The sequence below is a fragment of the Pandoraea pulmonicola genome (assembly GCF_000815105.2).
In the GTDB taxonomy this organism is placed as follows: domain Bacteria; phylum Pseudomonadota; class Gammaproteobacteria; order Burkholderiales; family Burkholderiaceae; genus Pandoraea; species Pandoraea pulmonicola.
In genome coordinates this window covers 2,941,447-2,959,860 of the sequence record NZ_CP010310.2, presented here as the reverse complement: position 1 = coordinate 2,959,860, position 18,414 = coordinate 2,941,447, and the positions used below count along the sequence as shown (strand labels likewise).

19 protein-coding genes are annotated in these 18,414 nt (G+C 61.5%); 7 read left to right on the top strand and 12 right to left on the bottom strand.

What is annotated here, in order from left to right; all coding sequences use genetic code 11:
- Positions 1–158: 158 nt before the first annotated feature.
- Positions 159–1,529, bottom strand: coding sequence for an APC family permease (locus RO07_RS12890; protein ID WP_039411196.1), 1,371 nt, complete (start codon positions 1,527–1,529; stop codon positions 159–161).
- Between the two features lie 280 nt (positions 1,530–1,809).
- Here RO07_RS12890 and RO07_RS12885 point away from each other — a divergent pair, with 280 nt between their 5' ends.
- The gene (locus tag RO07_RS12885) at positions 1,810–2,367 is read left to right on the top strand and encodes an NADPH-dependent FMN reductase (RefSeq protein ID WP_039411194.1); all 558 of its coding nucleotides are present in this window, start codon (positions 1,810–1,812) and stop codon (positions 2,365–2,367) included.
- Between the two features lie 58 nt (positions 2,368–2,425).
- On the opposite strand, the gene RO07_RS26000 is transcribed toward RO07_RS12885, so the two are convergent.
- A complete protein-coding gene (locus RO07_RS26000) occupies positions 2,426–2,617 on the bottom strand; it encodes a hypothetical protein (RefSeq protein ID WP_147284664.1) in 192 nt (63 codons plus the stop codon).
- A gap of 238 nt (positions 2,618–2,855) precedes the next feature.
- Between RO07_RS26000 and RO07_RS12880 the strand changes: the two genes are divergently transcribed.
- Positions 2,856–3,725, top strand: a complete 870-nt coding sequence (locus RO07_RS12880; protein WP_039411192.1) for an AraC family transcriptional regulator — start codon at positions 2,856–2,858, stop codon at positions 3,723–3,725.
- A 68-nt stretch (positions 3,726–3,793) separates the two neighbouring features.
- Here the strand turns inward: RO07_RS12880 and RO07_RS12875 are convergent, their stop codons facing one another.
- On the bottom strand, positions 3,794–5,077 hold the full coding sequence (locus RO07_RS12875; RefSeq protein ID WP_039411190.1) for an MFS transporter: 1,284 nt from the start codon (positions 5,075–5,077) through the stop codon (positions 3,794–3,796).
- A gap of 114 nt (positions 5,078–5,191) precedes the next feature.
- Between RO07_RS12875 and RO07_RS12870 the strand changes: the two genes are divergently transcribed.
- Complete coding sequence (locus RO07_RS12870) at positions 5,192–6,145, top strand: LysR family transcriptional regulator (protein ID WP_052267258.1); 954 nt, start codon at positions 5,192–5,194, stop codon at positions 6,143–6,145.
- Positions 6,146–6,235: 90 nt separating this feature from the next.
- On the opposite strand, the gene RO07_RS12865 is transcribed toward RO07_RS12870, so the two are convergent.
- The 9 genes from RO07_RS12865 to RO07_RS12825 form a co-directional block, all read right to left on the bottom strand.
- Positions 6,236–6,766, bottom strand: coding sequence for a lytic transglycosylase domain-containing protein (locus RO07_RS12865; RefSeq protein ID WP_084072852.1), 531 nt, complete (start codon positions 6,764–6,766; stop codon positions 6,236–6,238).
- Between the two features lie 14 nt (positions 6,767–6,780).
- Positions 6,781–7,866, bottom strand: coding sequence for a DUF2827 family protein (locus tag RO07_RS12860; protein ID WP_052267582.1), 1,086 nt, complete (start codon positions 7,864–7,866; stop codon positions 6,781–6,783).
- A gap of 104 nt (positions 7,867–7,970) precedes the next feature.
- Positions 7,971–8,204 (bottom strand): hypothetical protein, encoded by a 234-nt coding sequence (locus RO07_RS12855; protein WP_039411186.1) that lies wholly within the window; start codon positions 8,202–8,204, stop codon positions 7,971–7,973.
- On the bottom strand, positions 8,185–8,919 hold the full coding sequence (locus RO07_RS12850; RefSeq protein WP_052267257.1) for a hypothetical protein: 735 nt from the start codon (positions 8,917–8,919) through the stop codon (positions 8,185–8,187). Before RO07_RS12850 ends, RO07_RS12855 begins: the two co-directional genes overlap by 20 nt.
- Positions 8,873–9,472, bottom strand: a complete 600-nt coding sequence (locus tag RO07_RS12845) for a type III secretion apparatus protein OrgA/MxiK (protein ID WP_039411185.1) — start codon at positions 9,470–9,472, stop codon at positions 8,873–8,875. Before RO07_RS12845 ends, RO07_RS12850 begins: the two co-directional genes overlap by 47 nt.
- Positions 9,450–10,310 carry a type III secretion system inner membrane ring lipoprotein SctJ gene (gene sctJ / locus RO07_RS12840; RefSeq protein ID WP_052267256.1) on the bottom strand — a complete coding sequence of 287 codons (861 nt, stop codon included), beginning with the start codon at positions 10,308–10,310 and terminating at the stop codon, positions 9,450–9,452. The genes RO07_RS12845 and sctJ overlap by 23 nt, the downstream gene beginning before the upstream one ends.
- A gap of 7 nt (positions 10,311–10,317) precedes the next feature.
- Entirely contained in the window at positions 10,318–10,632 is a 315-nt protein-coding gene (sctI, locus tag RO07_RS12835; protein WP_237171246.1) for a type III secretion system inner rod subunit SctI, read from the bottom strand.
- 42 nt (positions 10,633–10,674) lie between these two features.
- The gene (gene sctF, locus RO07_RS12830; protein ID WP_052267255.1) at positions 10,675–10,953 is read right to left on the bottom strand and encodes a type III secretion system needle filament subunit SctF; all 279 of its coding nucleotides are present in this window, start codon (positions 10,951–10,953) and stop codon (positions 10,675–10,677) included.
- A 3-nt stretch (positions 10,954–10,956) separates the two neighbouring features.
- Entirely contained in the window at positions 10,957–12,225 is a 1,269-nt protein-coding gene (locus RO07_RS12825; RefSeq protein WP_039411182.1) for a PrgH/EprH family type III secretion apparatus protein, read from the bottom strand.
- Positions 12,226–12,608: 383 nt separating this feature from the next.
- Between RO07_RS12825 and RO07_RS12820 the strand changes: the two genes are divergently transcribed.
- The 4 genes from RO07_RS12820 to RO07_RS12805 are packed head-to-tail and all read left to right on the top strand — an operon-like array spanning position 12,609 to position 18,409.
- Entirely contained in the window at positions 12,609–13,301 is a 693-nt protein-coding gene (locus RO07_RS12820; RefSeq protein WP_052267254.1) for a helix-turn-helix domain-containing protein, read from the top strand.
- A gap of 19 nt (positions 13,302–13,320) precedes the next feature.
- Complete coding sequence (sctC, locus tag RO07_RS12815; protein WP_039415321.1) at positions 13,321–15,156, top strand: type III secretion system outer membrane ring subunit SctC; 1,836 nt, start codon at positions 13,321–13,323, stop codon at positions 15,154–15,156.
- Positions 15,157–15,161: 5 nt separating this feature from the next.
- Positions 15,162–16,328 (top strand): type III secretion system gatekeeper subunit SctW, encoded by a 1,167-nt coding sequence (gene sctW, locus RO07_RS12810; protein ID WP_072637036.1) that lies wholly within the window; start codon positions 15,162–15,164, stop codon positions 16,326–16,328.
- Positions 16,322–18,409 (top strand): EscV/YscV/HrcV family type III secretion system export apparatus protein, encoded by a 2,088-nt coding sequence (locus RO07_RS12805; protein WP_039411178.1) that lies wholly within the window; start codon positions 16,322–16,324, stop codon positions 18,407–18,409. The genes sctW and RO07_RS12805 overlap by 7 nt, the downstream gene beginning before the upstream one ends.
- The last annotated feature ends 5 nt before the right edge of the window (positions 18,410–18,414 follow it).

The following is an 18,414-nucleotide window of genomic DNA, read 5'->3' as shown; positions in this document are numbered from 1 at the left end:
TTCGATGTCGTCGGTCACGCAAATTCCGTGCCTCGATGGAGCGAACCTTACCGCCACGGGTAACCGCTGGCGTCACCCGCGCTTATTGGCATGGATTTGTAGAAACTGCGAACGGCGGTTTCGGCCTCGTGGCCACCGAAGGCTCTTGGCGGGGTGGTTCAGCCCGGCTGCACGCCGCGGATGCGTTTGCGGTTGAGCAGCAGCGGGATCGCGCCGATGGCGATGCCTCCCATGCCGACGATATTGGTTACCCAATCGAAGGTGGGGATGCTGTAGAGCGCGATGAAGAACAGGAAAATGCCGCTCGCCACCGGCCAGATGACGTGGGTGATGGCGCGCCACGGACCTTGTGTCAGCACCTTGCGGTAGTACCAGCCGCAGGCGAGCCCGGTCAGCCCGAGGTAGAAGCAGATCTGGAAGCCGATCGCGGTGATGGAATCCTGCAGGATGACGTTGATCGTCGGCAAATACGACGACATCAACAGAAGCACAAGCCCCGTGATCCAAATGAAGAAGATGGCAATGTGTGGCGTTTGCCAGCGTGGATGCAGGCGCGCATAGCGGTGGTGGAGGGCGCCGTCGCGGCTCTTGGCGAACAGCGTGCGGGTGAATTGCAACATCTGTGTCTCGACCGTACCCACGGTGCTCAGCAACACCGCGATGATGGCGACGTAGCCCCACGTCGGTCCGAACAGCTTCTCTGCGATGGCGAAGATGATGTTCGTGTTGTAGTGTTGGATCTCGGCGTCCGACAGCGCGAGCAGGGTGACGACGATGAAGACGAGGAAAAACGCCATCAGGAACACCATCGACCAGAATGCGGCTCGCCCGGGTGTCCGGGTCGCGTCCCGCGTCTCCTCGCTCAGGTTCATGGTCACGTCCCAGCCGTAGTAGAAGAAGATCGCGACCAGCGCGCCGTTGGCGAACAGCTGCGGTGTGAACGAAAACGGCGAGAACCATTGCAGCGAGAACGGATGCTGCGGCGCATGGGGGAATACGAGGAAGCTCGCCACCAGTATCACGAGCAGGATGACGCCCTCGGCGATCGTCATCAGCACCTGCACGTAGCTCGTGAGCTTGATGCCCTTGACAACCACCGCGCTGACGAACGTCAGCCATGCCGCGGCGATCAATGTCACGTAGTGCACGTTGTTCACAAGCGGCCGGTCGAAGATGAGCAGGGTGGCGTTCGCCGCCGGAATCATGGCCGAGACCATGAAGACGCAGCACAGCACCAGCAGCGCCCATCCGGCGAAGAAACCGAGCGTTCGTCCGAAAACCATGCTGACCCACGAATAGGAGGTGCCGGCGCTTGCCAGCGCCCGGTTCATGTTGATGAACGCGTAGGCGATGCCGAACATGATCAACCCGCACACGAGGATGCTCGCCGGCGAGCGCGTGCCGGCCGTCCCGATGATGGTCGAGGTGGTGATCTCGATGCTGTATGCCGGCGCCGTGCCGGCGATGCCCATGATCACCGACTCGACGATACCGAGCGAATCGGCGTTGAGCTTGGAGGATGTGTCCATGGCGCGCGACTCGTGGTTGACATCGATGGATCGACTTTTACTCCGAGCCGCAGGCACAGACAAGTGGGGGTATGCCATGGGTGCAAGGTGCAGGGCGGTCGTCCGGCCGGCGGGGCAGTCGGGATCGTAGGGGTGTCGGACAGGGGTGCCTTATTGGCAAACGATGGAGGGAAAGACGTCAATTAAAACAACGACTTGTGGTGTTGCATCGGTACGCGGCAGAATAACCTGCGTATTCCGATTCGCGTGGTGGACGGGTTTCTTTCCTGGAGAGGTCGAAATGAGCACCTATCAGATTGCAGTCGTCGTCGGGAGCCTTCGCCGTGATTCGATCAATCACAAGCTCGCCAATGCGCTGGTGCGCATGGCGCCGCCGGAATTCACGCTCAAGTTCGTGCAGATCGGCGACTTGCCGCTCTACGACCAGGACGATGATGGTAATCAGGCCGACGCCGTCAAACGCCTGAAGGCGGAGATCTCCGCGTCGCAGGGGGTGATCTTCGTCACGCCCGAATACAACCGTTCGATGCCCGGCGTCCTGAAGAACGCCATCGACCATGCTTCCCGTCCCTATGGGCAGAGCGCGTGGGCGGGCAAGCCGGCGGGCGTTCTGGGGGCTTCGATCGGGGCGATCGGCACGGCGCTGGCGCAACAACACCTGCGCAACGTTCTTGCCTACCTGGATATGCCAACGCTAGGGCAGCCGGAAGTCTTCATCCAGGTCAAGGAAGGCTTCTTCGACGCTTCCGGCAACATCAGCAACGAAGGCACCGCCCAGTTCGTGAAAAGCTGGATGGATCGCTACGTGGGCTGGGTCAAGGCGCACGTGAAGGCTTGAACGGGTCTTGCCGGCACTTTCGGCGCTCGCTTCGGCGGGCGTCCGGAGTGCCGTCGCGTCAGAACACGATGAAGTCCTCGTTGCTGTCGGGGATCGCGCTCAACAGGTCCATGAGCCCATACCAGCGCAGGCGCTCGGCGAGCGCTTCCATCAGCCTGAACAGCGTCAGCGACGGGGTTCGGGCATGCGCCGCATAGCGATCTTGCGGATCCCGCAGGCGCATCAGTCCGGCAAGTGGGCAGCACGACATTCCATACTCCTTCCGTTTCAGTTCCGTGTCCCGTTTCGGGGCGCGTCAGCGATCGCGCACGCCGCCACTCGCGGGAAGTGCTTTGACGGTTAATCGAGTCTACGTAGCCGTCAATGGCTCGACGCGCACAAACGGACGAGGCCCAGCAGATTCGGATGACGATTTGCCGAAGTAACCGGCACACCCGGCGAAAATGCAGCAGAATGCCTCTCGATCAGGGTCACGCAAGGAGCAAGCGATGAGCGCCGTTCCCTCTGCGCTGGTGCCGCATTCGGGCCAACGCAAACGTCTGTTGTCGAGCGCATCTCTGGGGTGGTCGGGGATAGGCGCCGAAATGTTCGGCATCGCGGCCGGTTCGCATCGTATTCCCGCGATTGCGCATCATCGTGTCGCGGTCCATGTTGGTCGGCCCGTCAGGACGACGTGCCGGTGTGACGGCAAGCGCACGTCGCGCATCCAGTCCCATGGCGATGCCGACGTGGTCCCGGCCGGTTTCGACGGCGAATGGACCGACGACGCCAGTTGCACGATCTTCAGCATATGGTTTGCCGCCGATTTCGCACAGGTCACCTGTGAGCGCCTCGGATCGACGGGCACGGCGGCGCAGATCCGTCCACGCGCACAGTGGCGCGATGGGCGCTTCCAGCAATTGGCGTGGGCGTTGCTTGCCGAGCTCGAAGCGGCGGAAACCTCCGATCCGCTCTATGCCGAGAGTCTCGGTACCGCCATGCTTGTGCGCCTGGCCGGCGTCGACGCACGGCAAGAACGCACACGGCGCATGCTGTCCGCGCGAGCGGCGGCTCGCGTCATCGACTACATTGAAGCGCATCTCGACGAGCGGCTGTCGTTGAACGATCTGGCGGCGCTCGTCGATCTGAGCGCGACGCATTTCAAGGTGCTGTTCCGGGAGACGATGGGCACCCCCGTGCATCAGTATGTCGTGACGCGGCGTCTCGAACGCGCGAAGACCTTGTTGCAACAGGGCCACCTGAGCGTGAGCCAGGTGGCGCTCGAAGCGGGCTTCGCGCATCAAAGCCATCTGGCGGCGTGGATGAAGCGCAGGCTCGGGGTCACGCCGCGCGACATCGCTCGTGGCGCGGCGGATTGAAAGGTTTCGGGCAGGGGGCGATGATCGGCGGGTATGGCGGCACATGCGCATCGAACCTCATTTCCATCTCAGTGATGACCTGACGCTCGATCCAGGCAACCGAGCACGAACAGCACGCCCGTGAATCCGAGTGCAACGATACACACGCCGCTCCAGCCCGCCCATGCCCAGGCGGCGCCGGACAGCACGGCGCCCAGCGCCCCGCCGATGAAGAAAATTCCGACGAAGAGCGCATTCAGACGACCCCGCGCGGACGGGTTGATCAGGTTGATGGCGCGTCGCCCGAGCGTCTGGTCCGTAATCACGCCGGCATCGAGCGCTGCGGCTCCGGCAACGAGCAGGGCCATCGCCAGCGCGGGGTGCGCCGAGGGTGAGAACCCGCCCCATCCGGCGCCTGCGATGCCGAGCAGCAGCACGGCTGCCATCATCGTCAGGTGGGAGACGAGTTGCGTCGTGCGGCCCGCGCCGCGATCGCCGAGATAGCCGGCGAGCGGTGTCACGATGGCGCCCGAGGCCCCGGCCAGCGCGAACACTGCAATGCCTTGCATTCCCAAAGAGAACGGTGGTTGTACAAGCCGCAACGCAATGGCGGTCCAGAACGCGCTGAACGCGCCGAGCGAGAACGCCGCCTGCATCGCACGCCGTTGCAGAACGGGTTCGGTGCGCAGGAGCGTCCATAGCGAGCCCAGCAGGGCGGGATAGCGGGCCCCGGCGTGCGGCTTGTGCGTCGGCAGCCGGAACAACAGTACGGCGGCGAGAACCGCATCGGCCAATGCCTCGATGCCATAGAACGCGCGCCAGCCGAACGTACCGGTGATCAGGCTGGCGAGCGGACGCGACAGCAGAATGCCGAGCATCAGCCCGCTCATCACATTGCCGACCGCGCGCCCGCGATGGCTCTCGGGCGCCATGGAGGCAGCCATCGGCACGAGCATCTGGATCACGCTGGAGGTCGCGCCGGCAAGGAATACCGACACGAGGAACAGCCACCCCGATTGTGCGAAGGTGGCAAGCGCGAGGAGCGCCGCGCAACAAGCGAGGGTGCGGAAAATGAGGCGGCGATTCTCGAGCAGATCGCACAGCGGCACGAGGAGCAGCAATCCAGCCGCATAGCCCAGTTGCGGCAGCATCGCGATCAGGCCGGCGAGTTCGGCGGGCAGCTTCAGCGCGTGGCTGACGGGGCCTGTCAAGGGCTGCGCGGCCGACAGGTTCACGACAATCACGCCCACGGCGGCCGCAAAGAAGATCGTCAGTGGCGTGGTCAGCGTGAAGGAGGGCGCTTGCGGTGGCCGGACAGGGACAGCGGGTGCAGCCCCGATGTCGCGCGAACAGGAGGTGGCCGGTTGAGTCATGGTTCGGTTCCGTTGAATGGCGGGCGTCACGCAGCGTGACAGTCCGACCGATTGTAGGAATGCGAGCGTTATGCAACAATTGAATTATGTTTATATTGATTATGCGAATTTGTTTTGAATACACATGACTTGCAGGCTTTCGTCGCGGTGGTCGAAAGCGAATCGATGGCGAGGGCGTCGGAGAAGCTGTTCCTGACGCAGCCGGGGCTGACGCGCCGCGTTCAGAATCTGGAGAAGATGCTGGGCGTCGAGTTGCTCGACCGGCAGAGCAAGCCACTCAAACCCACGCCGGCGGGACGTGAGGTGTACAGTCTCGCGCGCACCGTGCTGCGGGCGGTCGACGATCTGAAGGCGGTCGTCTCGCCCGATATCGAGCCGTCCGGTGAATTCCGTATCGGCGTGCCGCCATTTCTGTCGGAACTCGCGCTGGAGCAGCCGATCGACTTGTTGCGCAGCCGCTTCCCGAAACTGACGCTTCGCGTCACGGCGGGGTGGTCGCCGGGCCTGCTGCAAAGTCTCGAGCAGGCGAAGCTCGACGCGGCGGTCGTGCTGCTGCCCGACGGCGCGCCGCTCCCCGGGGGCTTGACGCCCACACTGCTCGGACACAAACCCACCGTGGTGGTGGCGCCGAGCACTTTCGCGCTGCCGGACGAGCCGATATCGCTCGCGCAACTGGCGAATTATCCGTGGGTATTGAATCAGGACGGCTGTGGCATGCGTTCGGCGATCAGCCGTGCGATGTCGACGGCAGGTTTGCCTTTCAACGTGGCGGTCGAGGCGTTCGGGTCGGAGCTGCAACTCTCGCTCGTGGCACGTGGTCTTGGCGTGGGGCTCGCCGCGCCCGAGGTGCTCGCCCGCAGTCCGCACGGCAAGGCGCTGCAAGTCCTCGACGTCCCGGAATTTCAGAGTGGGCTGAATGTATGGCTGGTGCACGGCACGTTGCCCAGCCGGCTCGCTCGTCCGGTCGCGTTGATGCGTGACGCACTTGCCGAAAAGCTCGCGCAGGATGCCGTCCCGGCGCCCGGTCGGGCCACACATTCCCCTCAGAAGAAGCGAAGAAAATCATGAGGTTCGCTGCCGGCGCGTTGCGCCATCGCGCGAGCCTGAAGTGCTCAGTCATGCTGGCGGCATGACGTGAATGACTTGTGTTGGCGGTTCCTACTCGATCGCGATGGTTTCAACCAGGGTGGATCGCGCTTGCACCGAATCGCGGGTAGGACGTCGATCTCGCTCCCACCGGCGATTGACATAGACGTTGTGGATCACTCGTGAATACGCACCGCCCGTATTCGGATTCATGGAATGGTACGCGCCCACGGCCCGCCATACACTGCCATAGCGATCTATCTGCCTGCGCAGCAGGGCTGCACCGACACGAGCGTTGACCGACGGATTCCACAGCATGTCAGGTCGGATATGTTGACGCTCGAGCCACGCAAAATGAACCGAATTCACCTGCATCAGGCCAACATCGACGGAACCGTTCCGGTTTCTGTGCTGCGCGTTCGGGTTCAGGCTTGATTCATGGTACGCAATCGCCCTGAGGACGCCAGCGTTCACGCCATACTGCGCGGCTGCGGCATCGATGTAATCGGCTCGCGCGACATTGCAGCAAGCGGCAACCCCGAACAGCAGTCCGCCGAGTGCGAGATTCCAGCCTATGTGCCGGCCAATAGGATTGACTGCCATACAGTGCCTCGTCATCACGCCCGGTGCTCGAACAGGGCGCGGATCCTTTCTGTGTAAAGCGCGACGTTCAGGGGCGACGACACGCTTGCCTTGGCGAGAAATACCTTGGCATTGCGCCGATAGTCGTCAAGCCGGGTGTCGTGCGTCAGTGCCGCGTGTTCGATCGCCCAGGCGGCGGCATCGATGTCGAAGTCCTCGTAGTAGTAGCCGACCTCGCGCAGAAAAGGCGAATTGTGCACAAGTGGATACCCGCCATACAGCGCCTCATAGTAGAGATAGTTGAGGCCGTTCTCCCACTGATGGCAGAGCACGATATCGGTAAAGTTGGCCGCGAATTGAAAAAACGGAAAGCGGCCCGTCGCTGTCGCTTTGCCGTCGCGCACGACTTCGAGCCCGTGCACCAACCGATTGAACGCGAAGTTGTCCTTCATCTGTTCGGCACAGCAGAGGTAAAGGTGTTCGAGCACGCCCGGGACCCGGCGGTGAAATTCATTGGCCGCGAGCACCGGGATAAGCGCACTCTTCACGACGTTGACGTTGGGCTCGAACACGGCGATGCGCTTCGTTCGGGCACGGTTGCGATACCCCCAGTCGCGAGCGTCCACGCCGCGCCGGGCAAGACCTCGTTCGATGAAGTGCGGTGACCACGGATGGGGCACGACGTGGACAGGCGCACGCAGCGCAACTTCAAAAAAGCTCTTGCAGGTGTGTTCGTGCTGCGCATTGGTCCAGATTTCGTCGAAGCGGGTGCGATGCGGATTGAGCGCCCAATCCGTGTGCGCATTGAACGCGAAATTCTCGAGCGCCATGACATAGGCGTTCCCGAACTGATAGGAGACGATCCTCGCATTGCGTTGGCGAAGCTGTTCGGCCTGCGCAGGCGCAAGCACGCCGTTCATTTCGATAAAAAGATCCGTCCGATCGATGATGGACGAGACCGGGCGCAGCACGTCCTCGAGCCCGTCCATCATGTACCCGGAGGGCGCGCCGGAGCACGCGTCATCGTGAACCAGCCACACCTCGCCTGCGACCGGAGAGTGTCGCAGCAACTGGTAAAGGAACACGCAGTGCTGGTTCCCACCGTTGCTCCAGATGCCCATGCCGGGCTGACCGGAGAAGCTGAGCGAAATGGCGACGTTGACTTTCCTCACGATATTCAGCTCAAGGACGAGTCGGACACGGCGTCCGATGGATGTGCGGACGGCTACCAGCCGCCGTTCAGGTCGAGCTTTGGCGAGCTGGACGGGTCGTCGGGGTCGGGCGAGAAGATCGATTCCTTGAACTGTTCGACGAGCATTCTCATCGTCGAGTCCAACGGCGTCTCCTTATTCTCCAGAGCAGTCTCCGAGGTGGCGTGTCCCACGGTTGCGTCTTCCACGGCGTCTGTGGTTAGCGCGTGGTAGGCAATCCGGGCTCCATCAATGTGCGAAATCGTCATCCGAAGGGTCTCCTTCAAGTTCGGTTGGGGGCAGGCTCGCAAGATCGTTGCTGTCGACGCGATCAAGCGCTTCGAGCAGCACGTCGTGCGCGAGCGTGGTTTCGTCCATCGAGAGCGCCGCATCGTGGCACGCTTGACGCACGCGCTCCGTAATACGCTCGGCGGTGTCGCCGGGATCGAACTCCATGACTTCGTCACCCCATTCAATGATGAACGAGGGGCCGTCGGTGCAGGCGATTTGTGCCGATGGCGCGGTTTGCGCGAGCAACTGGCGCAAGTCGGGCAGGATGCCTCTGGCGCTCTCGGGAAGCCAGACGCGCCACGGCGGATCGGCTGCCGTTCCACCTTGTAGATTCGCGAATGTCTGGGTCAGCCGAAGCAATAGCTCTGGTTCGGCGAGGTAGCCGCGCAGCGTCTGCGTCAGTTCGTCGACGAGACGCTCGCGCATGGCGAGCTGGCGTTGCCGGCAGCGTGCGAAGTATTCGGCGAGCTGCGAGAGCGCGAGGCGAAACCCCGCTTCGTAGCCGCGGCGGGCGCCATCCGCCAGGCAGGCATCGGCTTGCCTGTCCGCCTCGCGTATCAGCGAACACGCGCGGCGGCGGGCTTCGTGCATCAGATTGTCCGCATGGACGGCACGCGCGAGCGATGCGCGGCGAATCAGGACGCCGTCAATGGCGGGTATCTTGGGATGCTGTCGCAGGTTCGTGAGTGGCATGGGCGATTGCGAAAGAAAAAAGCAGGGGGAGCCAATCGGACTGACGGTTTGGCTTTTCCTCGACGAGCGCGCGAAGCCACGGATCGATGGCGCGCGGAAACAGGAGCGGTAGCCGCGCACGAAACGACGAAGGCAAGCGTCGCAGCACTGGTGCGAGGCTGGCGAGTCCCACGCTGACAAGACCGTCGTGGTTCATCGGCCAGTCGCCCGACGCCACTTGCGGCGTGCGCAGGGGCAGGCATAGGAACCGCTGACTCGACGGATCCAGGCTCAGATAGCATCGTTCCTCGATCAATGCCGTGCGCAAGCGCTGCACGCCCATCAGGAAGCTGATGCGAGGTAGGCGTGCCCAGTGGTCGAGGCACCGCTCTGCGTCCTGATCCAGGTCCGCGCTCGGATCCAGACCAGTCGGAAGCCCGTGCAGGTCGATCAGCTTCTGATTTGCCGCGCTTGCCGGCATCTGGGCGAGGTCGACGCCCTCGACGCTCTGATGATCGACATGCGCATACGACAGGGGCGCGTAGAGAATGTTAAGCAGCACGGTGGGATTCATGTTTTCCCTCGCTTGCGCCGACCCAGCGACGTTCGGCAACTGACGGCGTGGTTTCGCTTGCCGCCGGAGACGCCGGGGGAGGCTCATGCCCGGCGCGGGGAGATGCCTGTCCTTGCTCGGCCTGCCCCGATTTCCTGCGGCGTCCATAGCCGAGCGCGGCCAATCCGGCGATGGTGGCGAGCAGCGGGATCGCCAGCAGTGCGTAGAGCCAGCCCTGAATGCCGGGCGAAGGCGGCTCGGTTGCCCCCACACGGAACACCGGTGGCGCCGGCCGGACAATGACGGAGATGTCGTCGTAACTGATGTTTGTGAAGCTGTTCTTGACGAAGCGTTTGATTTGGCTGACCAGCACGTCGGTGTCGACCTGGTTGCGATAGGCGACGAGTACCGCCGCGTGCATGGCGGTGCTCGGGGTACCGCTGGCTTCGGCCTGCAGCGGATAGCTCAATTGCACGCGCGCGCTCACGACGTTGTCCATCGCCTCGAGGTTCTGCGCCAATCGTTGCTCAATGGCGGAGAGAAGGCGCGCTTGCTCGGCTTGCGGAGACGCAACGAGCGCGTTGTCGGGAAAGGATCGCGCAATCTCGACCCTCGGCGGCGCGGGCAGGCCGTACTTCTCGAGCAAGTCGACGGCGGCCGGAAAGTCCGATTGCGCGACTTCGACGGAGAAGCCGGACTTGCCGAGCTCGTTCTTCGCCACGGAGATATTTCGCGCTTGCAGCACCGCCACGACCTGGTTCGCCTGCTGTTCGGTAAGACCGCGAAGCAATTGCTGATCGCGGCACGCTCCGAGTAAAAGCAAGGTCGGCAGCAACGCGAGGGAGGCGAGTCGTCTCATCGCGGCACTATCCCTTCACGAGCGTCTCGATAGCTGAAACCGCCTTGCGCGCAAGCGAACTTTCGAGGGAGATCGAGAGGTTGTAGTCGGAGACCTTGCTCAGCAGCTCGATCAGTTTTTCCGGGTTTGCAAAGTCGGCGCGGTTTGAGAAATGCTCTGCGATTGCGGTCTTGTCAAGGTTGGCCGTGTCGTTGGCGTTGGAGAGCGTTCGCTGGAGTAGCGCATCGAGTTGCATCGGACTGCCGCCTGCGTCGATTTCGCCCATATCCTGGGTGATCGCGAGCGGAGAGAGATGAGATTGAATGTTCGCGGTATTCGTCATCGGAGGGGTTGTCTCGCGGCGCCTGTGGCGCCGATATCGGATTTAGCGGAAGTTGGAAATGATTGCGGAGTCGGTGTCCTTCATCGCCTTGATCGCACTGCTTTGCGCATTACGATAGAGCGTGTATTGCGAGAGCTCGGCCTGGTACTTGGCGAGCAACGTCGGGTTGGAGGGGTCTCCGTTCAGCGCATTCAGCGCCGATACCAGCGCCGAATTCGCTTTGGACACGCCTGAGTCGAATCCCAGCGAAAGATCGTCGAGATAGCCGTCGGCACCGGAGGGATACGTGGTGTAGATGCTGGGGTATACCGATTCGGACATTGCTTAAGGTGTTCCTGTCAGAGGTTGAGGGAAATACCAGGACGCGTGATCGACAAGCATGTAGCCTTCGCCGCCTTCCCGGTAGGACTTGCCTTTGAGCCAGTCGGTGCGCATCGCGACCTTGAAGTCGACGCGGCGGGTTCCCCATTTGCGGACAAAACTGCCAATGAGGTTCTGCAACTGAGCGAGCTCGCCGTCGGTCAGCGCGCCACTCACATCGAAAGTTGCGCCGTTCTCGCGTGCAAGGCGTCGATAGCGCAGGCCGGCGGCGTCGAGCGCCGCACGAGCTTCCTGTTCGAGCGTGGTGACACCGACCGTGCGAACGCGCACGTCCTGAATGTAGGGAGCGGCTTGTCGAAGGTCGTTGACCGCCGATTCGACAATGTGGGCGGAGTCGCTGCTCAGCACGAGCTCGGGGTGTGTGGGCGAATCCAGACGGATCGTGACGAAATCGAAGCCTCGCAGGTCCAATTCACGTTCAAGCCGCTGTTGTTCGGCCGGCAGCGACGCGACATCGACGCGATCGCGCACGTCTGATTTCAACAGCGCCTGCTTGTCCCAGTCGACGCTGTCCTGCGAGGCGTTGAGCACATGGATGGCGCCGTCACGCCCAGCAAGGACCACGTTGGGTGTGGGGGCGCGCCCCAGCAGGTTCGATACGCTGGCAACCTCCTGCGCCCGCTGGTATCGCGTGATCTGCCAGTAACCGAGGGCCGTCAGCGCCGTGCCTCCGAGGATGATGGCGCCCATTTTGGCGACGAGCCTGGTGCGCCCCCAACGGCGAGTATGTGGCCCGCTCGGCGTCGCGGGGCCCGTATCGATCTCCTTTTGATCCGCGCAATCCCGCGTGAAAGCGGAAACTTCTTCGCTCCATGGGACATTTTCGGGCTTGACCGCGAATACGATGTCGCCGAAGCGGCACAGCGTGTTGTATTGCGCAGGGCGCCGTTCCACCGAATCAGGTGAAAGAAACTCAATTTCGAAATCATATCCGCGGCCAATGGCCGGCCCGGCGTTTCCGCCAGACTCGTCGGAAACACCATCGAATTTCAATTTGAAATTGGCGGCACCCGCACGGTACGGAATGTAAATCGAATCGGATGTCGCATTCAATGCGTGAACCAGATTCTCCCCAAGAGGGTGCTCGCCGGTGACGCTATCTCCCACACAAAAGAAAATCTGCCGGGACGAGAGCGAGAGATCGGCCCCGTAGAGTGGCCCAAATAGTATCCGAAGATGGTGGACTCCAGGTCCAGAAGTATGGCTATTCAACTTTTTCCCTCGATTGGGGATATCGATGTTTCACTCTGCTCGAGAATAAATCCTCGCTAGGAGAAATTTTTTCCGATTGAAAAGAGTAATTGGCCTCAATCTCAGTGCCACTATGTTGCATATAGGCCAGTGGAGCATATAACGATCCCCATAGCGGGAATATGAAAAACTATGAATTGGATGTGAAGGCTGCAATCGAGATGTTGGCTGATGTGAAAAAGTTGTGATTTGAGTTTGGTCGTATTGAACTTGTTGAGAATCGTCGCTAAGGTGACCTAGATAATTTGGATTGTGTGCGGCGAATATCCAGAACTCGGAGGAGCAAGTTGATAAATCGATTCAGGAAATTCGATTGGTCGGTGGTTTCAACCAGCGTTTGTCGCGTGCTTTCCGGCCCCGGGATCTGGGTGATCAGGCCTGTGGCCAGACGCATCACTTTAGACGTGGTCTTTGCCGGAAAGACCAGGAAACTCGTGATCGGCGAAGAACAATCAGTATTAATTGCCAGCATGGTCGGCGCGGAAATCACTTGTCGCGATGGCGCTTGGAGATTTCAGAACATTTCGCTCTTTGAGGTGGCAAAACTACTCGCATTTCTCGAGTGCCGCTTAGGGGACGAAACACCATTGCCGCAAGCCAAGTGTGATCGGTTGATCGTGGTGCCGGCCGGATTGAATGCCTGCAAATTCGAAACCTGGCTGATTGGGCACGTGCCCGATGCCGATGCCGACGCACAAGGGTTGTTCGAATTCGCGCGCGCCCAGGAATGCTATTGGCTTGTGCGGTTTCTGTTGCAGGAGGGTGCGGCGACGAAATCGGTGGCGGCCCTGGGCAAGCGCTATGGAGTGTCCGAGTCGCAGTTCCGGCGGCTGTGCTGTCAGGCGCTGGGCAGGAGTCTCAAGCGCGAGCTGAGACTCTGGCGGGCTGTTCGCGCGGTGCTGAATGTCGTGGAAGGTCGGGAAAGTATGGTCGATGTGGCAATGCGTAACGGCTTCTCGTCATCGTCGCACTTCTCGAGAGAGATCAAAGAACTGTTTGGAATTTCCCCTGTTCAGTTCAGGCGCGGAGGAAAGTAGGGTGTTTTTGACGGAAGTTATTGGCAAGGTTGTATGCCGTTCGACATGCACGAGTGCAATTCTGCTTCTTACCGCAAGCGCGGTGGCCGCTCCGACGGGGAGCTCCGCGCCAAACGCACCGGTGGCTTACGCCGCCGATGGATCCGGCAGCGCGGCGCCGGCCGACACGGAGCCTGGTAGCGGCGGAGCGCGCGCAGGCGTTGCCCAGCGTGGCCGCGAGGAGGGCAATTTCGTCGCCAACGATGCCAGTATTGAAACGCTGCTCGACGCGCTTTCCGGGCGTATGAAGCGGCCGGTGATCGTGAGTGCAAAAGCAAAGCGCAAGCACGTGACGGGTGAATTCAATCTTGAGCGGCCAATCGCATTGCTCAGGCAACTGAGCCAAAGTATGTCTCTGATCTGGTACGACGACGGCGCTTCGATCTACGTCTATGACAATTCCGAGATCAAGAGCGCGATCGTTTCTATGCAGTCCGCGACGGTGCGCAACGTACGCGACTTTATCAGCCAGGCTCGGCTCGAGGACCCCGCCTTCCCGATTCGGGGAAGCGAATTTGCCACGACGTTCTATATCACCGGTGCGCCCATCTACGTCAATCTGGTGACGGCTGCGGCGAAGTACCTTGATTCTGTGCATGACGGAGTGAATGCCGAAAAGCAGGTGGTCAAGATCGTGCCGCTGCGCAACAGCTTCGTCGGAGATCGTACGTACACGCTGCGCGATAAGACTCAAGTGGTGCAGGGTATGGCCACGGTGCTCAATCAGATCTACGGAGGCGGGCGCAAGGCCTCTGTCGTTGGTCCGAGCCCCAGACAGTTGGACGAGAAGGCATCGCCGGACAAGTCGAGCCGGGATGCAACGCGGCAGGACAGGTCGTTCTCGCTCTCCGATCCGCTGCCTGGCCCGGATGTCCCGACACCGCTCAAAGGCTCGGCGGCGTCCAGCGACTCCATCACCTCCGTGCCGGCCGAAGAGGGGGTGCGCGCGCTCGCGTACTCGGACACCAACAGCATCGTGCTGGCCGGTCCTCTGGACAAGGTGAACGACATGGAGGCGCTCATCCATAGGCTCGACATGCAGAAGCGTCAGATCGAGCTTTCGCTGTGGATCGTCGACATCAGAAAAAACATGGTCGATCAGCTTGGCGTGAACTGGGAGGGCGTGCTGGGTTTTGGTCAAGCCAGCATTGGCTTGAATAACACGCGCAACGCCTCCACGCTCGACGGAGCCAAATTCCTGGCCTCGGTGACGGCAATGAGCCAACGCGGTGACGCAACGATCGTCTCCCGACCGATCGTACTCACCCAAGAGAATGTACAGGCTTCGTTCGACAACAATCAGACGTTCTACACCAAGCTCGTGGGCGAGCGCAGCGTGCAACTTGAACACGTGACCTACGGGACGCTGGTGAGCGTGCTGCCGCGTCTGACCGAGAATGCGGACGACGTGGAAATGGACGTCAACATCGAGGACGGCGACGCCGACGTCTTCAGTTCGGATTCGCGGCAGAGTAGTGACGGCATGCTGCCGCTGGTCAACCGTACGGAGATCAACACCGTGGCACGCGTGCCACGCGACAAGAGCCTGCTGATCGGGGGCTACACGCGCGACGACGTCACCCGTAGCAACTTCCGCATTCCCGGGCTCGCGAGCATTCCGCTGATCGGGGGACTGTTCCGCGGGAGCAGCGAGCGGCACAACAAGGTGGTGCGCCTCTTCCTGATTCAACCCAAGCTGCTCGCCCTCGGCGATAGCTGGCGGGGCGGTCAAAGCTGGCAGCCAGGTGACATCGCGAGCAACGACGAGCTGCGCGGCACAGTCCAGATGCTTCGCCCCTACATGGAGACGAACTGAGACCCATGAGCACGTTGATCAGCGGTGTGTCACCCGTTTCTCGCGCGTATGCGCGCGATGCACGCGAGCAGGAAGCCCGGTTGGACGCGCAGCCGGCGCTCGATGCGGAGCCGGCGTCCAGTGAAGTTCGGGTCCCCGACGTTCAGGCGCAGATCGCCGAAGTCGAGAGTGAGGCGGCCAGCGTGCTCACGCAGTTCGGGCGCTTGGGAAGCGGTTACATCAACGGCAATGGCAGGGCGCGGCGCGGCGAAGACATCAAGCGAATTCTCGACGCCGACGGCGAGGAAAAGGTCGACGAGTTGTTCAACCTGACCAAGCGCGACGCCGTTAGCATGGAGATACTGTTGCGCGAAGCCCGGCGTCGGTTTCACGACGACAGCGACCTGATACTGGCGCTGCGCGAACTGCGTCGGCGCAGGAAACTGGACGGTGAGCCGGTCGACGTCGTCGAGCGCGCGATTGACGAGGTAATGCGCGAGGGCGACGCCAGGCAGATCAGGGCCGGAATCAACGTTGCCTTGAAGGCAAAGGTCTATGGCAGGAAGCTGCGACTGAATGCTGTGCGGCTGCGTCAACTGTATCGGCAGTTTCTCGAGTCCGATGGCGCGCATGTCGCGATCTACGAGGACTGGATCAAGCAGTTCGGGATGCACAGGCGCAAGCGCGTCGTCGAGTACGTCGGAGCGGCGCTTGTCTGCGATATGCACTCGCTCGATCCGAGTTGCGGCGGGGCGGTTGAATTCGGCCCGCTTCTCGGCACGCTCAACTGCGTCCGCATGCTCACCTCGGCTGACGAACTCTTCATCGCTCACCTCCTCGGTGCTTCGCTCGAGAACGACTTCCTCGTCACGGAGGACCGTGCGCTTGCGCTGATGTTGGGAGGGCTGCAGCGTCCGTTCGAAATCGACGAGGTTCTCCTTGAGCATCTCGGTGTGATCTTCGCTTCCCTGGACCCGGAGGGCAGTGCCCAGCTGTTGCAACTCGTGCTGCGAGGCTTCGCCGGCATTCCGATTCCTCTATACGGCGACGCGGAGGAGCGGCAGGAGATGCTCTCGGCGCTCAGGGCGACCCTGAGCCAGTGCTATGCAGACGAACGGCGCAGCGATCTCAGCGCTGCGCAGGACGCCGAATCCTATGTGCACCGGTCGAGACTGAGTGACTCAACATGCTGAAAACCCTGCTCGTCAAAGTCGAGTCGCGACCCGAGCTCGTTGTGCTGATGCTCATGGTGATCGTGATCGCCATGTTGATCGTACCGTTGCCGGCGACGGTGCTCGACGTTTTGATCGGGTTCAACATCACGACGGCGCTGCTTGTTTTCATGGGGTCGTTCTATATCGTCAATATTCTCGACTTCTCGACGTTTCCGTCGATCTTGCTGATTACGACGCTATTCCGGCTGTCGCTTTCGATCAGCACGAGCCGGCTGATCCTGCTCGAGGCGGAGGGCGGCAAGATCATCGCGACGTTCGGGCAGTTTGTGATTGGCGACAACCTGGTCGTCGGATTCGTGGTGTTTGCGATTGTGACGATCGTTCAGTTCATCGTCATCACGAAGGGGTCGGAGCGTGTGGCAGAAGTCGCGGCCCGCTTCTCGCTCGATGCGATGCCTGGCAAGCAGATGAGTATTGACGCCGATCTGCGCGCGGGTCTCATCGACAATGCGGGCGTTGAGAAGCGCCGCTCGGAACTGGAGCGACAGAGCCAGCTCTATGGCGCATTCGACGGCGCAATGAAATTTGTCAAAGGCGATGCGATCGCCGGGATCATCGTGATTTTCGTCAACCTGATCGGTGGCATCGCTGTTGGCGTCGCCCAGCACGGGATGTCGATGTCCGACGCGCTGACAACCTATACGATCCTGACGATTGGCGACGGCCTCGTCGCACAGATCCCCGCGCTCTTGATCGCCATTGCCGCCGGTTTCGTGGTGACTCGTGTCGGTGGAAGCAAGGCAAATCTCGGGGCCGACATCATCGGCGAATTGCTATCCAACTCTTTCGCGCTACTGGCCACCGCCGCGTTGGCATTCGGCATTGGTCTGCTGCCGGGGTTTCCAATGCCGGTTTTCTCGGGAATCGCCGTGGTGCTCGGCGGCCTGTACGTACGCCGAGTCTGGAAGAGCAGCCGCGATTCGCCACCGAGCCATGGGCGCGGGCTGGTGGGCAAGCTGGCGGCCAGCTTCGGCGGTGCGAGCGCACCGGACCAGCAAGGCGGCGCGCAGCCGGAACATGCGAGTGCCGACATCGACAAGCTGGTTCCCGAGACCGTGCCGCTCATGGTGATGGTCTCGGAGGCCGTGAAGCCGAAACTCGAGGCGGAACAGGCGGTTGCGGCGATTCGTCGTCAAGCCTTTGCGGACATGGGGCTGCGCCTGCCTGAAATAGCGATTTCGGCTTCGCCTGGCCTGGCCGATACCGAAGTCGTTGTGTTGATCAACGAAATTCGCGCGGCGACTTTCCACATCTGCTTCGAGAAGCACCGCGTGGTGGGCTCGACGCTCGTTCTCGAAGGACTGCCGATAGAGGCGCGGACGCTGCCCGACGGCACGGGCGGCGACGCCTTCTGGGTCGACCCCGAACAGGCCTCGCTGCTCACCAAGATGGGCGTGCGCATGCGCACTGCATTCGACGATTTCTACGACCAGTTCATGACGCTGGTGCTTCGCAACATCAACGAATTCTTCGGAGTGCAGGAAGCGAAGCGCCTGCTCGACGACATGGAGAAGAAGTACCCCGAGCTGCTCAAGGAAACCTATCGCCATGCGTCGGTACAGCGAGTGTCGGAGGTCTTCCAGCGTTTGCTGGGGGAGAAGATTTCGGTACGGAATATGAAGCTGATTCTCGAGTCGCTGGCGCAGTGGGCGCCGAAGGAAAAGGACGCGGTGCTGCTTGTCGAGCATGTGCGCGTTGCGCTCGCACGCTACATCTCGAATCGCTTCGCCACCGGTGGGCGGCTCAACGCCTTCATGCTTTCTCACGACATCGAGGAGACTGTCGGCAGTGGCATACGACAGACTTCAACCGGGACCTTCCTGAATCTCGAGCCGGCCAAGAGCGAAGCGCTGTTGGACCTGATCGCAGTGGAGCTCTCGCGCGTGGGGTTCTCGCAGCGTGACATCGTGCTGCTCACGTCCATGGAAATCAGGCGTTTCGTCAAGCGCTTGATCGAGAGGCGGTTCCCCGAGCTTGAAGTGCTGTCGTTTGGCGAAGTCGCCGATAGCGCAACGGTGGATGTCTTGAAGACCATTTGATCGAA

What these genes read in the sequence shown, in the direction of transcription:
- RO07_RS12860 (WP_052267582.1), bottom strand. Translation starts at nt 7,866, where the DNA reads ATGGGCATCTGGAGCAACGGTGGGAACCAGCACTGCGTGTTCCTTTAC.
- RO07_RS12890 (WP_039411196.1), bottom strand. Translation starts at nt 1,529, where the DNA reads ATGGACACATCCTCCAAGCTCAACGCCGATTCGCTCGGTATCGTCGAG.
- RO07_RS12885 (WP_039411194.1), top strand. Translation starts at nt 1,810, where the DNA reads ATGAGCACCTATCAGATTGCAGTCGTCGTCGGGAGCCTTCGCCGTGAT.
- RO07_RS12880 (WP_039411192.1), top strand. Translation starts at nt 2,856, where the DNA reads ATGAGCGCCGTTCCCTCTGCGCTGGTGCCGCATTCGGGCCAACGCAAA.
- RO07_RS12850 (WP_052267257.1), bottom strand. Translation starts at nt 8,919, where the DNA reads ATGCCACTCACGAACCTGCGACAGCATCCCAAGATACCCGCCATTGAC.
- RO07_RS12845 (WP_039411185.1), bottom strand. Translation starts at nt 9,472, where the DNA reads ATGAATCCCACCGTGCTGCTTAACATTCTCTACGCGCCCCTGTCGTAT.
- sctI (WP_237171246.1), bottom strand. Translation starts at nt 10,632, where the DNA reads ATGACGAATACCGCGAACATTCAATCTCATCTCTCTCCGCTCGCGATC.
- sctF (WP_052267255.1), bottom strand. Translation starts at nt 10,953, where the DNA reads ATGTCCGAATCGGTATACCCCAGCATCTACACCACGTATCCCTCCGGT.
- sctJ (WP_052267256.1), bottom strand. Translation starts at nt 10,310, where the DNA reads ATGAGACGACTCGCCTCCCTCGCGTTGCTGCCGACCTTGCTTTTACTC.
- RO07_RS12875 (WP_039411190.1), bottom strand. Translation starts at nt 5,077, where the DNA reads ATGACTCAACCGGCCACCTCCTGTTCGCGCGACATCGGGGCTGCACCC.
- sctW (WP_072637036.1), top strand. Translation starts at nt 15,162, where the DNA reads ATGAGCACGTTGATCAGCGGTGTGTCACCCGTTTCTCGCGCGTATGCG.
- RO07_RS12855 (WP_039411186.1), bottom strand. Translation starts at nt 8,204, where the DNA reads ATGACGATTTCGCACATTGATGGAGCCCGGATTGCCTACCACGCGCTA.
- RO07_RS26000 (WP_147284664.1), bottom strand. Translation starts at nt 2,617, where the DNA reads ATGTCGTGCTGCCCACTTGCCGGACTGATGCGCCTGCGGGATCCGCAA.
- RO07_RS12865 (WP_084072852.1), bottom strand. Translation starts at nt 6,766, where the DNA reads ATGGCAGTCAATCCTATTGGCCGGCACATAGGCTGGAATCTCGCACTC.
- RO07_RS12805 (WP_039411178.1), top strand. Translation starts at nt 16,322, where the DNA reads ATGCTGAAAACCCTGCTCGTCAAAGTCGAGTCGCGACCCGAGCTCGTT.